Below are 20,822 nucleotides of genomic sequence, written 5' to 3'. Positions count from 1 at the left end.
ATGAGCGGCGCCAGGCCGACAGCTCCTATCGTCTGCTGGGCGGCCTGACGGTCCGGTCTCACCTCAGGTGCCGGGCGAAGAACCGGTTTGCGTTGTCCCCCTCGAACTGCGGGACGCCGGTGTGCCCGCCCATATTGGCGTGCAGCGTCTTCTCCTTCGAGCCGAAGGCGTCGAACAGGTCAAGGGCCATCTGCCGGTCGTTTCCTTCGTCGTCCCACTGCAGCAGGACGTGCAGCGGAATGGTGATCTGCCGGGCTTCCTCGAACATGCTGCGGGGCACGAAACTGCCGGCGAACAGGACGGCGGCCGAGATTCGCGGCTCGACCACCGCCAGCCGGATGCCGATGGAGATCACCCCTCCCGAATACCCGACCGGGCCGCCGATCTCGGGCAGCGAAAGGAGGGCGTCCAGGGCGGCCCGCCATTCCGGAACCGCCTTTTCGACCAGTGGGAGGACGAGCCGGTCGACGATCTCGTCGTCGACCGGTCCGCCCGCCTCCACCGCCCTACGCAGGTCGGCGCGGGCCTGCTCGGCGGCGGCCGACCGGGGCCGGTCACCGCTGCCGGGGAGCTCGATGGTGGCCGCGGCGAAGCCCTCCGCCGCGGAGTGCCTGGCACGGGCCACCAGTCGCGGATACATCTGACGCAGTCCGCCGGGGTGGCCGATCAGGATCAGCGGCGCCGGTGCGGATGCGGATCCAGGCGTCCACAGGATGCCGGGAATCTCGCCGAGGGTGAATTCGCGTTCGAGGACGCCGTCGTCGAAGCGCTGTTCGGAAGTGAAGTGCATGGTCGTGCCTTTCGGGAGTGCTCTCGAGCGGCGCTCCCGGACGACCTATCGCCCGACCGTGACCCCAGAGGGGAGCACCCATGTGAATACTGTGTTCACGGGTACCACCTCCTCGTTCTCTGGCACGGCTTCCGGAAGGCTAGCAGGGTCTCGGTGGCTCGCCAACGGATTTTGCGGAGCCCGTGGGCCCACCGAGCCGACTCGCTTGCACAGCGAGAGCTGCTGCGGTCGAACGAACCTCACTCAGCGAGGTAGCGCAGCATCACCGCGGTGTCGAAGTGCCTCGTCTCGACCAGTCGGAGCCGGATGCGCGTGTCCAGCGACGGGAACATCGGTGTGCCGCCGCCGAGCGCCACGGGCAAGACGAACAGCTGGTACTCGTCGATCAGCCCGTGTGGCATCAGCGAGGCCGCCAGGCTCGCGCCACCGACCTCCATGACGCCATCGCCTCCAGCCTTGAGCCTGCGGACTTCCTCGACCGCGTTCTCGCTGACCAGCGTGCTGTTCCAGTGGACATCGGTGAGCGTGCGGGAGAAGACGACCTTCGGCTTGTCCATCCAGAGCCTGCCGAACTCGCGCTCGATGCGCGGCGCGTCCTCGGGCACGTGCGGCCAGTACTCGGCCATCAGCTCGTACAGGCGACGGCCGTGCAGCGAGATCTCGATCTCGCGGTAGCGGTCGTTGTGGAACTGGTGCAGTTCCTCGTCCGGGTCGGTCCAGTCGATGCTGCCGTCCCGGTCGTTGATGTAGCCGTCCAGGGACACGCCGAAGCCGTAGATCAGTTTCCTCATGACCGGGTAGACCTCCTACGCGCTCGGAACTCATCGGTCCGGCGTGGAGCACTACGTCGCCTCCGGCGAGTAAGACGCCCTGGATCACGTCAAGGACCTGCTGTCCTACCTGCCCAGCAACAACCGGGCCGAGGCGCCGCGGTTCCCGGCCACCGACCCGATCGAGGACTCGCTCACCGAAGAAGACCTCGCAAGCAGCTGCAGCAGGCCGCCGAAGACGGCGCGGACGTCGATGCGCTGCGGCTCGCGCTCCAGAACGAGTACGAGGACACGCTCGTGAACCCGTACGTCGCCGCCGAGCGCGGCTACGTGGACGCGGGTCATTCCGCCCTCGCACACCCGCGACCAGATCGTCTCCGCCCTGCGACTGCTCGAGCGCAAGATGGTCGCCATGCCCCCGAAGAAGCACGGCGACATTCCGCTCTGACACCCGGATCGCCCACGAGTTGCCGACCAGGGTGTTCCTGGGACCGATGGGCTGGCCGCAGAGTGGCTCGCCCCGGCTCCGTCTTCGTCAACTCGCCGATCTGGCGATGATCACGGGAACGTCGGCCGCGTGCAGGACGGCTTGACCGACGGAGCCGAGCGTCATCCCGGGGAAACCACCGCGACCGTGGCTGCCGACGACGATCAGCTGAGCTTTCTCGCCGACCATGAGAAGCCGCTCTGCGGGTCGGTCCACGGTCACGATGCGGTGCACCGGGACCTCCGGATACTTTTCACCGAATCCGGCGATACTCCGCGAGAGCAGTTCTTCACCCTCCTCCTGCCTCTGTTCGGATGATCCGAAGTGCAGGAAATCCGACCAAGTGTGCACCGCGACGAGTTCGGCACCGCGGAAAGCGGCCTCGTCGAAAGCGATCTCGACGGCGTGCGCGCTGCTGCGTGAGCCGTCGACGCCGACCACCACCGGCCCGTCGGGCGGCGCGATTGTTTCCGGAATCACCGCGACTGGGCATGCGGCGTGCCGCGCCAGTGCGGTGCTCACCGAGCCCAGGAGCCTGCGGTTGACGGTGCCGAGCCCGTGGGTGCCGAGCACGAGCAGTCGCGCGGTCTTCGACCGATCGCGCAGCAGCGGGATCGGAGGCGCGTCCACCAGTTCGGTGGTGATCTCGAGTTCGGCGATCGACGCGGATTCGGACACGGCGGTCGCGCGGGCGGTTTCGAGCGCTTCCAGCCCGCCTCGCCGATAACCGTCGAAGTCGAACTGTTCCAGCTCGAAGCCCGATCCGAATACACCGAGAACGCCGATCGCGTAGACGAGGTGCAGCGGTACGTTGTGCCGGGCAGCGTCGACAGCTGCCCAGCGTAGCGCCGCAAGCGCGACAGGCGAGCCGTCGACGCCGACGAGGACGGGAGGATTGCTGCTGGTAGACATCTGTTCGCCCTTTCCTGCCTCGGCCGGCGCATCCCGGCATCGATGCGACACCAGGGTCGTCCCGATGTCGTCGAGCGGTCTAGGGTCCGATGGCCCCGCGGGAACGTCCGATGACCTTCGTCGAGAGTGTGCTCCGACCGGGCCGTGACCGGCCGAATCTCGGGTTCGCCGAGGGCCGGTTCCGGCCGTTCCCCAGGACACACGATGCCGATACACCGCCGGGCCGATCGTGGTCAGAGGACCTGATATTCGATGACCTTCGGCCCGTCACCTGTGCTGCTGGTTCGCGCGATGCTGAATCACAGCCGACAAAAACGGACAGCACGGCCGAACGGTGATCGACCCTCATGGTTGCCCGCAGCGCTGGACGAATCCGCTGCCGCGAACCAGCCTGCTCGGCGGTGGCGCACCGCCGAGCAGGTTCCGGGCCTGCCGGACGGCTCCCGATGAGAGGGCGAGCGATGCCGCGAACACACCCAGACCCCGAGACACTCCGATCCGCGTTGGCGCTGGCGTCTCGGGCGCCATCGGTGCACAACACCCAGCCGTGGCTGTGGAGGGTCGGACACGAGTCGGTGCATCTGTACGCCGACGACAGCCGGAGACTGCCGCACACCGATCCCGACGGACGCGATCTGCTGCTCAGTTGTGGTGCGGCCTTGCATCATTTCCGAGTCGCCGCTCGTGCGGAGGGTTGGGAGACGATGATCCATCGGCTACCGAATCCGGCCGCGCCCGAACACCTCGCGTCGATCGAGTTCCGTCGCACCACTTGCGGTCCCGAGGACGTCGAGTTGGCCCGCGCCATCAGCAGGCGCGGCACGGATCGCCGCCGCTTCAGCTCGTGGGAGGTACCGGCGGCGCATATCGCGGCCATGATCGACGCCGGACTGGCCACCGGGGTACTCGTGCACGATGTCGACGCCGAACCGGCGCGGACCCAGTTGCTGCGCGCGTTCGAACAAGCGGCCTGGCAACACGCCCGTGACGTCTCCTATGGCGCCGAGTTGGCGCAGTGGAGCGGCAGGCACGCGGCGCCGCAAGGGGTGCCCGCGCGCAACGCGGTGTTGACCGAAGCCGATCCCACGGTGCGTCCCTTCTCGAACCCGGGATTGCCACAGGCTGTGGTGCGCGACATCGATGCCGCCGATCGGATGCTGCTGCTGAGCACCACCAGTGACGACCGATTGTCCCAGCTGCGCGCCGGGGAGGCCGCGAGCGCGGTGCTTTTGACCGCCACGGCACTCGGCCTTGCGACCTGTCCGCTGAGCGAGCCGATGGAGTTGGCCGACACGAGGAGACGCATTCGCGCCGAGGTTCTGGACGACGCCGGATATCCGCAGATCATCATCCGTGCCGGTTACGCGGTCACCAGCGCCGACCCGGTTCCGCCCACGCCACGCCGCCCGCTCGCCGAGGTGGTGCAGCCGCTGGGTTCGCCGGAGACATGATCGGAGGAACCGATCGCCACGGATGCGGCACGTCCGACCTGGGACCGAGGAGAACGCGATGACGGAGCACTCGACGGAAACCGCCGGTCCGATCGACCCGCCGCTCGTGGTGGCTGTCGACGGTTCGGCCACCTCATACCACGCGGCGGCGTGGGCGGCGGCCGACGCCGCCCTGCATCGCGCCCGGCTGCACATCGTCACCTCCGTCCCTGTGCGGCCGGGATACGGTCCGGGGGCCACGCTCACCGAAGCCGATGTGGAGTGGCTGCGCAAGGACGGCGAAAGGGTGCTCACGGAAGCCGCTCGCGTAGCCAGGACGACCGCGGCGGGCGAGGCGCTGACGATCAGCACCGAGTTGACCGTCGCACCGATCATCCCCGACTTGATCGACCGGTCCCGGAGCGCGCGGATGCTGGTCGTCGGCAGCCGCGGCCTCGGTGCGTTCCGGCGTGAGTTGCTCGGGTCGGTGAGTACGGCGATGACCCGGCACGCGCACTGTCCGGTCGCGGTCGTGCGCTCGACGTCGGCGACCGATGCCTTTTCCTCGGGCAAACCCGTTCTGGTGGGGGTGGACGGGACCACCAACAGCGTGCCCGCCGTCGAACTCGCCTTCGATGAGGCATCGCGACGCAAGGTCGGTCTGATCGCGCTGCACGCGTGGAGCGATTCGAGTGGCATCGACCTCGTGCCAGGGTGGGACGCTGTGCGGGAACGCGAGGACGCGTTGCTGGCGGAGAATCTCGCCGGATGCGGCGAACGGTACCCGGATGTCGCCGTGCGACGTGTCCTGGTCCGTGACCGGCCGGTTAGGTCCCTGCTCGATCAATCGGACGAGGCTCAGCTGCTCGTGGTGGGTAGCCATGGCCGCGGTGGGTTCACCGGTATGCTGCTCGGTTCCACCAGCGCGGCGTTGCTGCATTCGGTGGAGTGCCCGATCATCGTCGTGCGTCAGCGGTGACGGGGGTTGTGAGGACGAGCCTCCCGCGTGGCGAGCGCCCGTTCGAGCAGAACTCGCCGCTCGGCGGAGGCGATCGCCCGACGAGCCGCGGGAACGGCATCCGGCGTCACCGATATCGAGGTGATGCCCATTCGTACCAGGTGTTCGGCGAATTCGGGGCGTGTCGAGGGGGCCTGCCCGCACAGCGAGGCCGTGATCTTCAGCCGCCGCGCCGTTTGGACGATCTTGCCGATAGCGTCGAGCACGGCGGGGTCGGATTCGTCGAACAACTCGGCGCATGTGCTGGAGTCACGGTCGACGCCGAGCATCAACTGCGTGAGGTCGTTGCTGCCGATGGAGACGCCGTCGATGCCCAGACCGACGTATTCGGGCAGCCAGTGCACCACCGAGGGGACTTCCGCCATCACCCAGCGGTGCAATCCGCGTTGGTGGCCCAGCGGACTGCCGTCGATGAGGTCGAGGCAGGCCGCCAGTTCCCATCGGGTGCGCACGAACGGGATCATCAGGTGCAGATTCGGCGTCTTCTCGCGGACAAGAGCGAGCGCGGTGAGTTCGAGCGCGAACACCTCCGGTTCGCGGATGTAGCGATAACAGCCGCGGTACCCGATCATCGGATTGCGCTCGTCCGGTTCGTAGACTGCTCCACCGGCGAGATCACGGAATTCGTTGCTGCGTAGATCGGTCGCCCGGTAGATCACCGGCCGGGGGGCGAACGCCATAGCGATCCGGTGCAAGGGCTCCGACAGACGTTCGACGAAAAGTTCCTTCTCACCCCTAGCTATCAGATCCCGGGGATGACGTCCGTCGAGCGCCTGCGTGATCAGCGTTTCCGCGCGCAGCAATCCGACGCCGTCGACGTCGGTGGCCGCGACGCGTTCGGCGGCATCCGGTAGCGCGAGATTGACGTAGATGCGGGTCGCGGTCGGTTCCGTCGCGGCGGTCGGCGCCGACGGGCGAGGTTCGGTCTGTGCCGGCTGCGAGCGCCCCGCCCGGATCTGGCCCGCGGAGCCGTCGACGGTCACGACGGCGCCCTCGGTCAGCGTTGTGGTCGCCGTGCGGGTGCCGACCACGCATGGCACGCCCAGTTCGCGTGCCACGATCGCGGCGTGGCATGTCATTCCGCCGCTGTCGGTGACCAGGGCGGATGCTCGCGAGATGGTGGGCAGCCAGTCGGGGTTGGTCATGGTCGCGACGAGGACCTCGCCGGCGCGCAGTGTCGAGCCCTCCGACGGCGACCGCAGGATGCGTACGGCGCCGCTGGCTCGCCCCGGTGCGGCGGCGAGGCCGCGCAGTAGAACCTCAGCCGTGGCCGCCGCACGCGCCTCGGGCTTTCCCTCGGGTCGCGCGGCCAGCGTGGTGATGGGCCGGGCCTGCACCAGCCACAGGCGCTCGTCGTCGAAGGCCCATTCGACATCCTGCGGGCGGCCCCCGTGCAACTGCTGTACCTGTAGAGCCGTTCGGGTCACCGACATGGCTTCGTCCTCGCTGAGCACTTGGCCCGCCGCTTGGTCGTCGCTCAGCCGGATCCGCTGGTCGCCGTCGGGTCCGGGCACGATGGCGTATTCCTGGTGGCCCGCGCGAGCGGCGATCAGAGTGGGCCCCTTGGCGTCGAGCATGTAGGTGTCGGGCTCGGTGGCGCCGGAGACCACCACCTCGCCTTGCCCGCGCGCCGCCTCGATCACCACGCGATCGCGGCGGCCGGTCGCCGGGTCCGCGGTGAACGCCACGCCCGACCTGCGCGCGGCGACCATGCGCTGCACCACCACCGCGATATCCGGACGCTCGTGCATCTCACGGCGGGCGCGATAGGTGAGTACGCGCGGGGTGAACAGGGATGCCCAGCAGTCGACGACCGCCTCCATGAGCCGGTCGTCACCGTGGATATTGGTGCGCGACAGGTTCATTCCCGCGAAGGAGGCGGTCGCACTGTCCTCGCCGACCGCGGACGAGCGCACCGCGACCGGAACGGATTCGCCGAGCCGGTGGTAGGCGGCCAGCACGGCGTCGCGCACGGCTGCCGCCATCGGGGTCTGGTGCACGAGCTTGCGCATCCGGGCGCACAGGTCGTCGAGTTCCGCGTCGTCGGAGCGAGCGCTCTGCGCGGCGGCTCGCAGCGCCTCGTCGTGCAAGGCGTCGAGTTCGGCGCCGTGCGGTCCGTGGATGATCACCTGCTCGTAACACGATTTGAGGATCACGTACCCCGGCGGCACCGGCAGATGTGCCGCCACCAGCTCACCGAGATTCGCGCCTTTGCCTCCTGCGCGGTCGGCGTCCGCCAGCCGCAGATCGGCGAGGTCGGCCACATAGTCGCCCATAACGGCTCCGATCAATCGGAATATCAACGTGCGTGCGTGGGTCCGGCGACGTGATGCGCGTCCACCACGGCCGCGCAAGCCGGATCACCAGGTGCCATCCGGCTCGGTGGGGGCCGAGTCGCCGGACGCGTTCGTCATGGGGTGATGGTGGTGGAACGGGCCGACGGCAGCCGCAGACTGCGGGCGATGGTGTCGGTCCACGAGCGGACCGCTGCCCAGTCACGCAGATCACCGTAGCGGCCTTTGCCGAGCAGTCGGTAGAGCATGCGGGTCCGTAGGGAGATGCCGTCGCTGTCGTACCGTCCGGCGAACGCGCGGTAGTCGTGCGCCTTGACCGAATCGCGCAGTGCGGCGATCTTCTTCGGGACCAATCGCCCGAGGCGGCTGCCGATCGGGCCGCGCAGTGCCGGGGCGAGGCCGACGCTGAACAGCCACACGTCCTTTTCCACCAACTCGTCCTGGTGGGCGTGCACGTAGTCGGCGACGGAAGGGAGGAGTTTCATGTTGTGCACCGCGCTGCCGAGCACGAGGGTGTCGAAGTTGGACAGCTCGGGCGCGTGGTCGATATCGGCGAGTTCGACGATGGCGTCGCGGCCCGACAGCTCGGTGCCGATGAATTCGGCGATATCGCGGGTCGATCCCTGTTCGGTCGCGTAGACGACAGCGACGTGATGTTTGTCCTGGTCCATGCCGAGAATCTTCCTCGCCGGCGCGGTCTCCGATGAGAGGACTCGTGCCCCCGCCCGGGGGACCATCGTCACCGCCGGTGGCGGCGCAGCAGCCAGCGGCGTAGTTCGTCGGCGCCCCACACGATGAACGGGTAGGGCAGTGTGAAAGCGAGCATGGCAGGGGTCAGGGCGGCCGTGCCGAGCAGGCTCTGCAGCACGGGGACGTAGATGATCGTCGCGGCGAGGGCGAGTTCGAAGGCGATGCCCCACAGCAGCAGGCGATTGGACAGGACGCCGATCGAGCGGAGCGAGGCGCGGTCGGTCCGCGCGGCGAACGCGGTGCCGATCTGACCCGCGACCATGCCGAAGAAGGTCATCGTGGTCGCCTGCTGGTAGGTGTGGTGCAGTGGCGTTCCCGGGCCGGTGGGATCTCCGAGGTGCCAGCCACCCCGCAGCAGCACGAAGAAGAAGCCCCCCATGGCCAGCACCGCCGCGATCACTCCGAGGAACAGCCAGGCGCGCAGCAGCATCGGTGTGCGGATCACCGATTCGCTGCGCTTGCGGGGCGGCCGGCGCATCAGGCCGGGTTCGGCCGCTTCTCGTCCGAGCGCCAGTGCCGGAAGTGTCTCGGTGCCGATGTCGAAGGCCAGCAGTTGCATCACGGTCAGCGGCAGCGGGATCGCGCCACCGGAGAGCGCGAACACCAGCAGTGGTGTCACCTCGGGTGTGGTGTGGGCGAAGATGTAGCAGATGAACTTGCGAATGTTGTCGTAGACCCGCCGACCGGCCTGGATGGCGGCGGTGATGGTGGCGAAGTTGTCGTCGGTGAGCACCATCGTGGCGGCCTCGCGGGCCACGTCGGTACCGGAGCGGCCCATCGCCACCCCGATGTCCGCGCGGCGTAGTGCCGGCGCGTCGTTGACGCCGTCGCCGGTCATGGCGACGACGTGGCCTGCGGCGCGCAGCGCGTCGGCGATGCGCAGTTTGGCCTCGGGTGAGGACCGCGCGAAGACGAGTTCCGCCGGTCCCGCCAGCAACCGGTCGAGGTCGTCCTCGCTCATCCGGTCGAGTTCGGCACCGGTGATCACTGTCGGCGGTCCGCGGGTGATACCGATCTGTCCGGCGACCGCCGCCGCGGTCAATCCGTGGTCGCCGGTGATGACGATGATCCGGATGCCCGCAGTGTGGCACTGCCCTACCGCGTCGGCGACCTCGGGCCGGGGTGGGTCCTCCATCGCAACCAGGCCGAGCAGGACCAGGTCCCGCTCGGCTTGGTCCCGGTCTTGCGGCGCAGCGGGAGCGGCGACATCGCGGTCGGCGACGGCCAGCATCCGCAGCCCCTGCTCGGCGCGGGAATCGACGCGCTCGGCGAGTTGCGCGCGGCGTTGCTCGCTCAGTGATCGGATGCGGCCGTCGGAACCGAGTTCCGCGGTGCACAGCGGCAGCAGCGACTCCGGGGCTCCTTTGACGTGCACGCGCAGCCGACCGGTCTCGTCCGCGTCGACGGTCGACATCCTTTTGCGTATCGGGTCGAAATGGAACAGCCGCTGCCGGGAGCGCTCTCGTAGTTCGATGAGGACCTGCTCGCCCAGTGCTGACGCCGCGGCCAGCAGTGCAAGTTCGGTGGGATCACCGACGAGGGATCCGGTTTCGGTGCGACGCGCATTGTTGCAGGCGACCATCGCTTCGGTCACCCGGGCCAAGGTGGGGTCGCGCTTTCCGGAGGTGGCCTCAGGGGTGTGGGACCCGGTCGCGGTATCGATCACGACGACGCGCATGCGGTTCTCGGTGAGGGTGCCGGTCTTGTCGGTGCAGATCACGTCGGTGGAGCCGAGGGTTTCCACAGCGCTGAGGCGCTTGACCACCGCCCCGCGGCGGGCCAGGTCGCGCACGCCGATCGCCAACGCGAGGGTGATCACCGGTAGCAGACCCTCCGGGACGTTACCCACCAAGAGCCCCACGGCGAAGACCACGGAATTGACCGGGGACAGTCCGGCGCCGAGCATCGCGACCGGAATGAACGCCGCGGCGAGCAGCACGGAGATCAGCGCGATCAACCAGGCCACGCGGCGCACCTGAAGTTCCAGAGGGCTCTCGTCGCGTTCGACGCGTTCGGACAACGCCGCGATGCGTCCGAGTTCGGTGTGCATGCCCGTGGCGAAGACGATCGCGCGAGCTTCACCCTCGGTGCACGAGGTGCCGCTGAAGACCAGTTCACGGGCCTGCGCCAGCGGAACTCCGGCGTCGACGGCGTCGGCGCTGCGGTAGGCCGGCACCGATTCCCCGGTCAGCTCGGACAGATCCAGCTCGATGCCGCCGTCGAGCAGCCGTGCGTCCGCACAGATCCGGTCACCTTCCGCGATGACCAGGACATCGCCGGGTACGACACCGATCGCCCCCACCTCGGCGACCTGCCCGTCCCGCACGACCTTCGCTCGCGGCGGCAGAAAGGCGGCCAGCGCCTCCACCGCCTGCTCGGCGTGCCGCTCCTGCGCGAACGCGAAGCCCGCGTTGATCATGATGACGACCACGATCGCGATCGCGACCGGGACGATGCCGACCGCCGCCGCGAGCACGGCCGCCGCCCACAGCAACAGCGCCAGCGGGTGGGTGAACTGGCGTGCCAGCTCACGCAGCGGGCTTCGGCGGCCGCGTCGCCGCAGGATGTTGGGCCCATAATGGATCAGTCGCCGTTCGGCCTCGCGCGTGGTTAGGCCGCGGCGGCTGCCACGCAGATCGCGAAGCAGCAGATCGATCCGCTCGGTGGGATCGATCCGCAGACCGGTCTCCGCTTCGACCAGGCCGGTCACCGCGACGCCGCCACGTATTTCATCGAAGCCACCTCTCGAGCGTGCGCTTCGCGGTGGTCACCGGACCCACTAGACACCGGTCGTTCGGGGTGTGTACGACGACCGGGCTACGCCCGCGGCTTCCGATGCGTGCTCGCTGCCGAGTCGGAGCACGGTGGCGAAGCCTTCGGCGAGACACTCGGTCAGCGTTTCGGTGTCGGGGACGGCCGCGGTGTCGGCGTTGACTCCGATGTTGCAGGTTCCCGCGTGCGAGGTCAGCGTCACGTTGACGGCGGTCCCGATGGTGGGGCCGAAGGAGTACATGCGATCGATGCGCGCCCCGGCGATGTAGAGCGGCACCGGGGAGCCGGGGACGTTGGAGGCGACGAAGTCCACGTGTTTGAGCATCTCGGTGAGCACCCTCGCGGGCAGTCGGTTCAGCGTGGCCGCGACGACACCGGACAACGGAATCGCCGGTTCCCGCCGCCAACCCGAAACCGCGGAGTCGACGGCACGCATGAGGTCAGCGGTCGCGGCGATGCCGGCCGGCAAGGCGAAACGAGCGAGGGTGATGCGGTTGCCGCCGAGCGGCTCGCCGGGGGTGCGCAGACTGATCGGCATCGTGACCCGCAGCTGGTCGAGCGTAGCCCCGTGCCTGGCGTGATATGTGCGCAATCCAATTATCACGGCGGTCAGGAAGGCGTCGTTCAAGGTGCAGCCCGCGGCACGCGCCGCGCCGCGCAGTCCTTCGAGGGGCACGTCGAGCACCGAGACCCGCCGACCGAGACCCCGCCTGGTCATCACAGGTGACAGCGTCGTGGTGATCGGCCGCGCCAAGCGGACGAGCGAACCAGCCAGAGCGGCGCCGTCGCGCACCGCCCGGACCGGATCGCGCAGCACTCGCCGTACCGTCGGCGGTGTCGAACGAACGCCGCTCACAACGAGTTCCGAGCCGACGGCGAAGTTCCACGCCATGATGTCGCGCAGCGTGTTCGGGTAGTCGGCCTTCGGCTCCGGCGGATGACCATGGTCGGTGCCCATACGATCGAAGTCGAGCAGAGCCGTGGCGATCTGGATGCCGCCGATGCCATCGGTGAGACTATGGTGCACCGTCAGCACCAAGGCGCATCGCGTGCCGTCCAAACCGCAGAGCACCGTCGCGCGCCACAGCGGGCGGGCCTGGTCGAACCCGGTCATGGCCTCGGTTCGCGCGAATTCGAGCACCGCGCTCATGTCCGCCGGTTCCGGTAACACGGATCGTCGCACGTGCCAGGACAGATCGAAATCCAGGTCGAGCGCCCACCGTGGCGGGGCGAGGCCGAGCGGCGCGGCGACGAGCAGGTGTCGCAGCCTGGGGACGATCCGGGTGCCGAGGTCGATCGTCCGCAGCAGGCGGTCTTGATTCGGCTCGGTGTCGAGCACCAGCACCGAGACGATCGTCGAGCGCAGGACCGGATCGCGCTCCATGTTCCAGGAGAACAGATCCGACTGTGACATGTGGGTGTGCTGGGGCGAGAGCCGCGCGGCGAAGATGCTGCGCATTGTCGCCGGACCAGCGGACTCCGCGGTATCCATAACACTCAGTCTGCTGGATACGGTTCGGTCGGCGGACGGTGACGAAGACCCTTATGTGAAGGTCCTTTGTCCTCCGCCGGCGCGCAGCTGGGCCGCCACGGGGTTCACCATCCGGCAAGCAGGCGCCTGCTGCTGAATTCGCTCACCTACGGCTGACAGCGACCGGGGCCGGATATGGCGCGCCGCGCCAGGCGTTGAGCGCCAAGGCGACCGAGTGCTCGATCGCTCGGGTGGTGTCGAGCTCGATGGCCTCGGGCCACGGCGTTGCCTCAGCCGCTAGGGCATCCGCTATAGCGGGAGTCGCGTCCGAGTCACCTCGGGGCCTGGCGTGGAGTCGTTCGGCGGCGATGGCGCGTGGACAGGCGCACCGCAGCGATACCAGATCGCTGCGTGTCTCGTCGGCCACAGCGGCGGCGCGGGTGCGCTGGTCGGCGTCGGTCCAGCTGGCGTCGAGGACGACCGAGACGCCGTGCTCGAGCAGGTCTCTGGCCCGCGCCAGCATACGCGTGTACACCACTTCCTTCGCCGTGCGTCGATAGGCACCCGCGCCGAATGCACCCGCGGCGCCCTCGATGGCTCCCGTGGCGCGCAGACCGGCGCGGACGCTGTCGCTGGAGATCGCGACGGCGCCGGTCGCCGCTGACAAACGGGCCGCCACGGTGGACTTCCCGGTGCCGGGCAGGCCGCCGACCAGCGCGAGACGCACGGCACCCTGTTCCAGGTGCTCCACGGCGAGTGCGAGATGCCGCCCGGCGCGTGCCGCGGCTTCCGGATCGCCTTGCTCGGCGCGGATGCTGTCGGTCTTCGCTCGGACCGTCGCCCGGTAGGCGATGTAATGATGCCGAAGCGATGGCGGAGGCGAATCGCCCGCCGCGCGCAGGTATTCGTTCAAGAACAAGGTGGATTCTTCCGTATGCCCGAGGAATTCCAGGTCCATCGCGAGGAACGCGGCGTCGTCGAGGCCGTCGAGGCAGCGCAACTCGTCGTCGAAATCGAGGCAGTCGAGGATGCGGAAGCCGTCGGGCAGGACGAAGATGTCTTCCGCGAGCAGATCGCCGTGGCCGTCGACGACGCGGCCCTCGGCGATGCGCTGCGCCAGCAAGGGGGTGCGGCCGTCGATGAAGCGCATCGCCAAGTGCTCGGTGCAGGGGAGGAGTGCTGGATCGCTCGCCGCTGGAGGGCGTTCGCGCAGGGGCCGCAACAGCGTGTCCCAGCGTCGTCGCAGCCGCGCCGGTGTGCCCGCGCGGTCGATGTCCGCGCCGCGCCGCGCCGCCGCGTGGAAACGCGCGACAGTCTCCGCCAGCGCGGACAGACCGGGTGCCGGCCGGGCGGAGTCGGTGAGCATGGTGGACAAGCGCAGTGCGTCCGGCATCCGGCGCATCACGATGACGGGTTCCGGGGCGCCGCCTTCGGGGTCGGTCAGGTGGGCCAAGCCGAGATAGACGTCGGGTGCCAGGCGCTGATTCAACTCGACCTCGCGAACGCAGGCTCGCTCGCGCTTCTCGGGCGTGCCGAAATCGAGGAAGTCCGTGACGACCGGCTTCTTGGCCTTGTAGGCGCGGTCTCCGCACAGCACCACAAGCCCGGTATGCGTCTCGCGCAGCTGCGCGAAGGATTCGTGGGTGGCGTGGAGGGCGGTGCGCAGGGCCGAGGCATCGAGCATGACGACTCCCTCTGGTAGACGAGTTGATCTACAGGGTGGCCGGGGCCGGCCTGCGCTGCCTAGGGTCCAATGGCCTGCCCCGCCCTGGCATACCGTGCCGTGCGATGTCGTCTGTGAGCGCCGGGCGCGAAGGTCGTTCGTCCGATCAGGCCGGGACCATCTCCCCTACGATCGTCGACCCGTGGACCTGCCGTGATCCGCCGCAGGGGGACAGACTGGAGTCACATTGCCCGAGCCGGAGCGGCGCCTTCCGTAGCTCACGGCGGCCGGGCGTAGCACCGGCACGAGATGATCGGAGAGTTCATGCCGCGTCTGCCTGACCACGCGGATGCACCGGCCGCCGCTGCGACGCCCGACGGCGAATCGCGTGCCGCGCGTCGCCGGATGGTCGGTGCGCTCGTGTTGGTCTGCGTGATAGCTGTGCTGGTCACCGCAGGCCTCGCGATATATCTGTCGAGCGCGCAGGTCGCTGAACTGATGTGGCTGGTGGCCACGGTGGCCGCGCTCGTTCCCGCGACCGCATGGGTGCTGTCGGATCTCCTGAAACGGCGCTACGGCGCGGACCTGCTCGCCTTGGTGGCGTTGGTCGGCGCGGTGGTCGTCGGTGAGTACTTCGCCGGTGCTCTGATCGCGCTCATGGTGGCCACGGGGCAGGTGCTGGAGGCGTACGCGGGCCGCCGCGCCGGACGCGACCTGTCCGCCTTGTTGCGCCGAGCCCCGGCCCAGGCGCATCGCCGTCGCCGCGACGGCATCGAGACCATCGCCGCGACAGCGATTTCGCCCGGGGATCTCGTGGTGGTACTGCCCGGTGAGACGGTGCCGGTCGACGGCGTCCTCAGCACCGCGGGAGTCTTCGACGAATCGGCGCTGACGGGGGAGTCGGTACCCGTGGTCCGACGGGCGAATACCGAGGTGCGCAGCGGTGTGGTCAACGCGGGCACAGCCGTGGACATCCGAGCCGCTGCGACGGTCGAGGCCAGCACCTATGCCGGCATCGTGACACTGGCGCGACAGGCCGCCGCTGCGGCAGCTCCTACCGTGCGGCTCGCCGATCGCGTCGCGGTGTGGTTTCTACCGCTGGCTCTCGCGGTCGCGGGCGCCGCCTGGCTGTTCACGGGGGATCCGGTACGGGCGGTCGCGGTGGTCGTCACGGCGACCCCTTGTCCGCTGCTGCTGGCGGTGCCGGTCGCGATCACGGCCGGGATGTCGCGGACAGCGCGGGCCGGTGTGGTGGTGAAAGACGGTGCGGCGTTGGAGACTCTGGGGCAGGCGCGATGCCTGGCGATGGACAAGACCGGCACCGTGACCGTCGGACGGCCGGAGGTGCTCGACATCGTCACCGCGCCCGGCGTCCGCGCCGAGCAGGTGCTACGCCAGGCAGCGGCGGTGGAAGAGTTCTCGCCGCATGTGCTCGCGCGTGCGGTGGTCGCCGCGGCGGCGGAACGCGGTATAGAGCGGGCGGTCGCGCAAGGGGTGTCGGAAGAACCGGGGCAGGGGGCGAGCGGGACGGTCGAGGGCCGCGAGGTGCGGGTCGGCCGGCTTCCGGCGCAGGCGCAGCCGGCGCCGTGGGCACTGGCGGCGATGCGGCGGGCGCGGCTGGATCTGGCCGCCGTGGTGTGGGTGTGCGTCGATCAACAGCCGATGGCCGCGCTGATGGTGCGCGACCGCATTCGCGTCGACGCGGAGCGAACGATGCGCAGACTGCGCTCGGCGGGTCTTCGACGACTGCTCATGCTCACCGGCGACCGAGTGGACAACGCGGCCGAGGTCGCTCACCTGCTCGGTCTCACCGAAGTCGTCGCGGACGCCGACCCCGCCGACAAGATCGCGGCCATCGGGGCCGAACGCCACAACGGTGTGACGGTGATGGTCGGCGACGGAGTGAACGACGCGCCCGCGCTGGCGGCCGCCGACGTCGGCGTCGCCCTCGGCTCGCGCGGGTCGACGGCGGCGGTGCAGGCCGCCGACGCGGTGATCGTGGACGACCGCATCGACCGGCTCGCCGACGCGGTGGAGATCGCTCAGCGATCACATCGTTTGGCGGTACAGAGCGCGACGGCCGGGATGGCGATGTCACTGGCGGCGATGATCGCCGCGGCGTTCGGACTGCTGATGCCCGCGGCAGGCGCGCTCTTGCAGGAGGGCATCGATGTCGCGGTGATCCTGAACGCGTTACGCGCTCTGCGGGTACATCGCGGTCGGCCGACCGCGGCGATCGAGCCGTTGGTCACCCGTTTCGCGCGTGAGCACGGCAGACTGCGGGCCGCACGCGCGTCCGTGCGGCAGGCCGCCGACGCACTGTCGAGCGGTCCAGGGCCGACCGCCGACGCCGCGGTCCGCCGCGCGTTCGAACTCCTGGTGGACGACATACTGCCGCATGAGCACGCCGAGGAATCGGAACTGTATCCAGCGTTGACCGGCTATCTGCGCGATCCGGAGGCGATGGTGACCATGAGTAGGGAGCACACCGAGATCGAACGCCTCATCCGGCGCATCGGCCGTCATCTCGACGACGCGCCACAAGGAATCCGCGCGGACCAGATCGATGATCTGCGTGCCACGCTCTATGGATTGGACGCCGTACTCACCCTGCATTTCGCGCAGGAAGACGAAGCTCTGTTCACTCTGGCGCCCTCGGTCGACAATCCGGTGCCGAGTTCGGCCTGATGACCTAGGTCCCAGCGTCCGAAGGGCGGTCGACTCTGCTCCGGTCGTCGATGAGTGCGCAGAGTATTCGGTACCGGGCCGCGACGAGTAACCCGACGGCAGGCGTCCGGGACGGGATCGAATCGTCGGGAATGGGAATGGGGCGGCAGCGAGGAGGCTTCGGTGAGCCGGATCGTGACATTGACGATGAACCCAGCGATCGATCTCGCGACACGGGTGGACAAGGTGGTACCGACGGACAAGATGCGTTGCGCGACACCGCGTTACGACCCGGGTGGCGGCGGCATCAACGTCGCGCGTACCGTGGCGGAACTCGGTGTCGAGGTGAGAGCGGTGTTCCCCACCGGCGGCCCGCACGGCCGACTGCTGGAACAGCTGGTGCGCGACACCGGAGTGCCGCCGGTACCGGTGCAGATAGCCGAATCCACCCGGGAGAGTCTCTCGGTCACCGAGACCGCCGGCGGCGAGCAGTATCGGTTCGTCTTTCCCGGCCCTCGGCTCACCGATCCGGAACAGCACCGCTGCCTGGCCGCAGTCGAACGTGCGGCGCTCGGCGCGGACTATCTCGTGGCCAGCGGCACCCTCCCGCCGGGCGCTTCCGCGGACTTCTACCAGATCCTCACCGATCTCGTCGCCGACCTCGGTGTGCGGATGGTGCTGGATACCTCAGGCAACGCGTTGCGCAGCGTGCGCCGCGGTGTCCACCTGATCAAGCCGAGCGTGCGGGAACTCGGCGACTACGCCGGGCATCCGTTGAGCGACCGCGCCGAACAGTTGGCGCAGGCCCGCAGCCTCATCACCGCCGGAATGACGGAGATGGTGCTGCTGTCCCTCGGCGCCGCGGGCGCGCTTGTGGTGACTCGGGAATCGCACGAATGGTTCGCGCCGATCCAGGCGCGGGTGCGCAGCGGTATCGGGGCCGGCGATGCGATGGTCGGGGGCGTCGTGGTGGGCCTGGCTCGGGGGTACGAGTTGTCCGAGGCGGTGCGTCTGGGCATCGCCGCCGCCACCGCGGCGCTCGCCACCACCGGTACCGGGCCCGGCCGCCACGAGCACATCGCGCAGCTGTACCGACAACAACCGCGCGACAGCGATCACGCAGCCGACGTCGACGACGTGGCCCGGCCTGGAGCTACCCAGTTGCGGGAGGGGTCGCCGCGATGACCGGGTCTGCGATATCCATCGCCGGCCTGAGGAAATCGTTCGGTCCCGCAACGGCGCTGGACGGACTGGATCTGACCGTGGGCACCGGTGAGATCCATGGCTTCCTGGGGCCGAACGGTTCGGGCAAGACGACGACGATCCGTATTCTTCTCGGCCTGCTGCGTGCGGATTCCGGGACGGTGCGGCTGCTCGGCGGTGATGCGTGGTCGGACGCGGTCGCCCTGCACGCGCGATTGGCTTACGTGCCCGGTGAAGTCCTCCTCTGGCCCGGAATCACCGGCGGCGAGGTCATCGACTTGATGGGCCGGCTGCGCGGCGGCATCGACCAGCGCCGCCGCGCCGAATTGCTGGAGCGCTTCGATCTCGATCCGCACCAGAAGGCGCGTGCCTACTCGAAGGGCAACCGGCAGAAGGTCGCGCTCGTCGCGGCGCTGGCGTCGGACGCGGAACTGCTGTTGCTCGATGAACCGACCGTTGGGCTCGATCCACTCAAAGAAGCCGAATTCCAGTGCTGTATCGCGGAATCCAAGAACGAGGGCAGGACCGTCCTGCTGTCCAGTCACATCCTGTCCGAGGTGGAGGCACTGTGCGATCGGGTGAGCATCATCCGGCGTGGGCGCACCGTGGAGAGCGGCACCCTGTCCGAGCTGCGGCATCTGACTCGCACCACGATCACCGTCGAGACCATCCGGCCTTTGACGGCTCTGGACGCGGTGACGGGCGTGCACGACCTCGTCCGCGACGGTACTCGGGCCAGGTTCGACGTCGATACCGCGCACCTCGACGCCGTGACGCGCGTACTCGCCGATCTCGGCGTGCGCAGCCTCACCAGCACGCCGCCCACACTCGAGGACATCTTCCTGCGCCACTACGGCGCCGCTTCGGCCCCTGCAGGGCAGGAGAACCGGTGAGCTCGACTTTGATTTCGCGACCGATACCGCGAGGAGAGCTTGCCGGGACAGGTACGCTGCTGCGCTTCGCGCTATGGCGCGAGCGGTTCTCGCTACCGTGCTGGCTGCTCGGCGCCGCCGCGCTGCTCGCCTTCCAGTCGGTCGGTAGTCAGCGCTTCTATGACACACCGCGGAAACTCGCGCAGCTGCGCGAGACGGTGAGCGCCAGCGCGGCTGCCGTCGCTATGGGCGGACCCACGCGATTGCTGACGACCATCGGCGGAGAGATCGTGTTCGAGATACTCGCGTATCTGGCGGTCGTGGTCGCGTTGATGAACATGTTCCTGGTCGGCAGGCATACTCGCTCGGACGAGGAGACCGGGCGAGCGGAACTGCTCCGCTCGGCGCGGGTGGGGCGCCGGGCACCCGCCGTCGCCGCGCTGACACTGGCGGGGCTGGCCGATATCGCCGTCGTTCTGGTCCTCTTCGCCGCCGCCGTCGCAACCGGGCTTCCGGCGGGCGGCTCGCTGCTGCTGGGCGTGGTCACCGGTGGCGTGGGTGTCACGTTCGCCGCTGTCACCGCCGTCGCCGCGCAGATCTTCGAGAATCCGCGCAGCGTCTACGGGGCGGTCGGGCTGGCTGTGGCGGCCGCCTACGTGGCGCGGGCGATCGGCGATGTGGGCAGCGGAGCAGTCGCCTGGTTATCGCCGATCGGGTGGGCCCAGCGCAGCTACCCCTACGCCGGCGACCGCTGGTGGACGGTGCTGTTGTTCGCCGCCGCGTCTGTCGCGCTGACCGCTTCGGCGTTGGCTCTGCTGGACCGACGCGACTTCGGCGCCGGGCTCCTTCCCTACGGCACAGGGCGCGCGACGGCGTCTTGGGCGTTGGGCTCGCCGCTGGGTCTGGCCTGGCGATTGCAGCGCGGTTCGCTGGCCGGATGGGCCCTGGGCGTATTCGCGCTGGGGGCCGCCTACGGCTCGTTCACCGAGAGCATCGAGGACTATCTCGCCGACAACCCCGAGATCGCCGCCTACCTTCCCGGCGGTGCGGCCGACGCGGTGAATTCGTATCTGTCCCTGACGGTGTCGATCGTCGCGCTGCTCACCGCCGCGTTCGGCGTCGCCAGTGTGCTGCGCGCGCGTGGGGAGGAGATCGCGGGACGAGCCGAGTCGCTGCTGGCCGCTCCGGTCAGCCGGTATCGCTGGCTGGCGAGCCATCTCGCCATCGCTTTGGGGGGCGGCGCACTCATACTGGCCGTCGGCGGTTTCGCCGTCGGTCTGACCTATGGGTTGACGATCTCCGATTTCGGGCAGGCGCTGCGCATGTCCGGTGTGGCGTTGGTGTACCTACCAGCGGTCTGGTCGGTGATCGCGGTCGCGGTGCTGGGCGTCGGCTGGGCTCCGAGAGCGGCTGTAGCGGTGGCCTGGGCCGCCTTCGCCTACTGCGCCGTCGCCTTGCTCTTCACGGCCGCTTTCGATCTGCCCGACTGGTTCGACGACGCCTCGCCGTTCACCCATCTTCCGAAAGCCCCGCTGCTCCCCGTCACCGCCACGCCCATAGTCGTGATCCTCCTGACCGCTTCGGCCGGGCTGCTGATCGCTGTCGCCGGTTTCCGGCGCCGCGACGTCGGGTATTGACCCGGCCTCCATTCACTGCGAACACGTGATCGCTACTCGGCAACGCCGGCTGTACCCAGGGCATCGGACGAGAAACCTCGGGGTCG

14 protein-coding genes and 1 pseudogene are annotated in these 20,822 nt (G+C 69.0%); 7 read left to right on the top strand and 8 right to left on the bottom strand.

The window, feature by feature from the left end:
- Window positions 1-58 precede the first annotated feature (58 nt).
- Together U3653_RS18130 and U3653_RS18125 are read right to left on the bottom strand one after the other, a co-directional pair.
- Window positions 59-790 (bottom strand): dienelactone hydrolase family protein, encoded by a 732-nt coding sequence (locus U3653_RS18130; protein WP_195081290.1) that lies wholly within the window; start codon window positions 788-790, stop codon window positions 59-61.
- Window positions 791-1,029: 239 nt separating this feature from the next.
- Entirely contained in the window at window positions 1,030-1,581 is a 552-nt protein-coding gene (locus U3653_RS18125) for a dihydrofolate reductase family protein (RefSeq protein WP_195081291.1), read from the bottom strand.
- Between the two features lie 189 nt (window positions 1,582-1,770).
- On the opposite strand from U3653_RS18125, the pseudogene U3653_RS18120 reads away from it, so the two are divergent.
- Window positions 1,771-2,008, top strand: a pseudogene (locus tag U3653_RS18120) (carboxyl transferase domain-containing protein); the annotation flags it as partial.
- A gap of 87 nt (window positions 2,009-2,095) precedes the next feature.
- Here the strand turns inward: U3653_RS18120 and U3653_RS18115 are convergent.
- Window positions 2,096-2,959: a universal stress protein gene (locus U3653_RS18115; RefSeq protein ID WP_195081292.1), complete on the bottom strand. Its 864-nt coding sequence runs from the start codon at window positions 2,957-2,959 to the stop codon at window positions 2,096-2,098.
- Between the two features lie 503 nt (window positions 2,960-3,462).
- Here U3653_RS18115 and U3653_RS18110 point away from each other — a divergent pair.
- Together U3653_RS18110 and U3653_RS18105 are read left to right on the top strand one after the other, a co-directional pair.
- Window positions 3,463-4,410 carry an Acg family FMN-binding oxidoreductase gene (locus tag U3653_RS18110; RefSeq protein ID WP_323124261.1) on the top strand — a complete coding sequence of 316 codons (948 nt, stop codon included), beginning with the start codon at window positions 3,463-3,465 and terminating at the stop codon, window positions 4,408-4,410.
- A 58-nt stretch (window positions 4,411-4,468) separates the two neighbouring features.
- Window positions 4,469-5,368: a universal stress protein gene (locus U3653_RS18105; RefSeq protein ID WP_195081294.1), complete on the top strand. Its 900-nt coding sequence runs from the start codon at window positions 4,469-4,471 to the stop codon at window positions 5,366-5,368.
- Here U3653_RS18105 and ppsA read toward each other — a convergent pair.
- From ppsA to U3653_RS18080, 5 genes are all read right to left on the bottom strand, one after another.
- Window positions 5,359-7,683, bottom strand: coding sequence for a phosphoenolpyruvate synthase (ppsA, locus tag U3653_RS18100; RefSeq protein WP_195081295.1), 2,325 nt, complete (start codon window positions 7,681-7,683; stop codon window positions 5,359-5,361). The two genes, U3653_RS18105 and ppsA, sit on opposite strands and share 10 nt — an antisense overlap.
- 134 nt (window positions 7,684-7,817) lie before the next feature.
- A complete protein-coding gene (locus tag U3653_RS18095) occupies window positions 7,818-8,372 on the bottom strand; it encodes a flavodoxin domain-containing protein (protein ID WP_195081296.1) in 555 nt (184 codons plus the stop codon).
- A gap of 68 nt (window positions 8,373-8,440) precedes the next feature.
- Entirely contained in the window at window positions 8,441-11,161 is a 2,721-nt protein-coding gene (locus U3653_RS18090) for a cation-translocating P-type ATPase (protein WP_195081297.1), read from the bottom strand.
- Between the two features lie 69 nt (window positions 11,162-11,230).
- On the bottom strand, window positions 11,231-12,715 hold the full coding sequence (locus tag U3653_RS18085) for a wax ester/triacylglycerol synthase domain-containing protein (protein ID WP_435406573.1): 1,485 nt from the start codon (window positions 12,713-12,715) through the stop codon (window positions 11,231-11,233).
- Window positions 12,716-12,857: 142 nt separating this feature from the next.
- Window positions 12,858-14,378: a bifunctional aminoglycoside phosphotransferase/ATP-binding protein gene (locus U3653_RS18080; RefSeq protein ID WP_195081298.1), complete on the bottom strand. Its 1,521-nt coding sequence runs from the start codon at window positions 14,376-14,378 to the stop codon at window positions 12,858-12,860.
- Window positions 14,379-14,681: 303 nt separating this feature from the next.
- Between U3653_RS18080 and U3653_RS18075 the strand changes: the two genes are divergently transcribed.
- The 4 genes from U3653_RS18075 to U3653_RS18060 all read left to right on the top strand — a co-directional run bounded on the left by U3653_RS18075 (window position 14,682) and on the right by U3653_RS18060 (window position 20,736).
- Window positions 14,682-17,045, top strand: a complete 2,364-nt coding sequence (locus tag U3653_RS18075) for a heavy metal translocating P-type ATPase (RefSeq protein WP_323124260.1) — start codon at window positions 14,682-14,684, stop codon at window positions 17,043-17,045.
- A 162-nt stretch (window positions 17,046-17,207) separates the two neighbouring features.
- Window positions 17,208-18,209, top strand: a complete 1,002-nt coding sequence (locus tag U3653_RS18070) for a 1-phosphofructokinase family hexose kinase (protein ID WP_195081299.1) — start codon at window positions 17,208-17,210, stop codon at window positions 18,207-18,209.
- A complete protein-coding gene (locus U3653_RS18065; protein ID WP_195081300.1) occupies window positions 18,206-19,120 on the top strand; it encodes an ABC transporter ATP-binding protein in 915 nt (304 codons plus the stop codon). Before U3653_RS18070 ends, U3653_RS18065 begins: the two co-directional genes overlap by 4 nt.
- On the top strand, window positions 19,117-20,736 hold the full coding sequence (locus U3653_RS18060) for an ABC transporter permease (RefSeq protein WP_323124259.1): 1,620 nt from the start codon (window positions 19,117-19,119) through the stop codon (window positions 20,734-20,736). Before U3653_RS18065 ends, U3653_RS18060 begins: the two co-directional genes overlap by 4 nt.
- Window positions 20,737-20,822 lie beyond the last annotated feature (86 nt).

Source organism: Nocardia implantans, from assembly GCF_035544775.1.
In the GTDB taxonomy this organism is placed as follows: domain Bacteria; phylum Actinomycetota; class Actinomycetes; order Mycobacteriales; family Mycobacteriaceae; genus Nocardia; species Nocardia implantans.
Note: the sequence above shows the minus strand (reverse complement) of the source record. Positions and strands in the feature narration are given on the sequence as shown.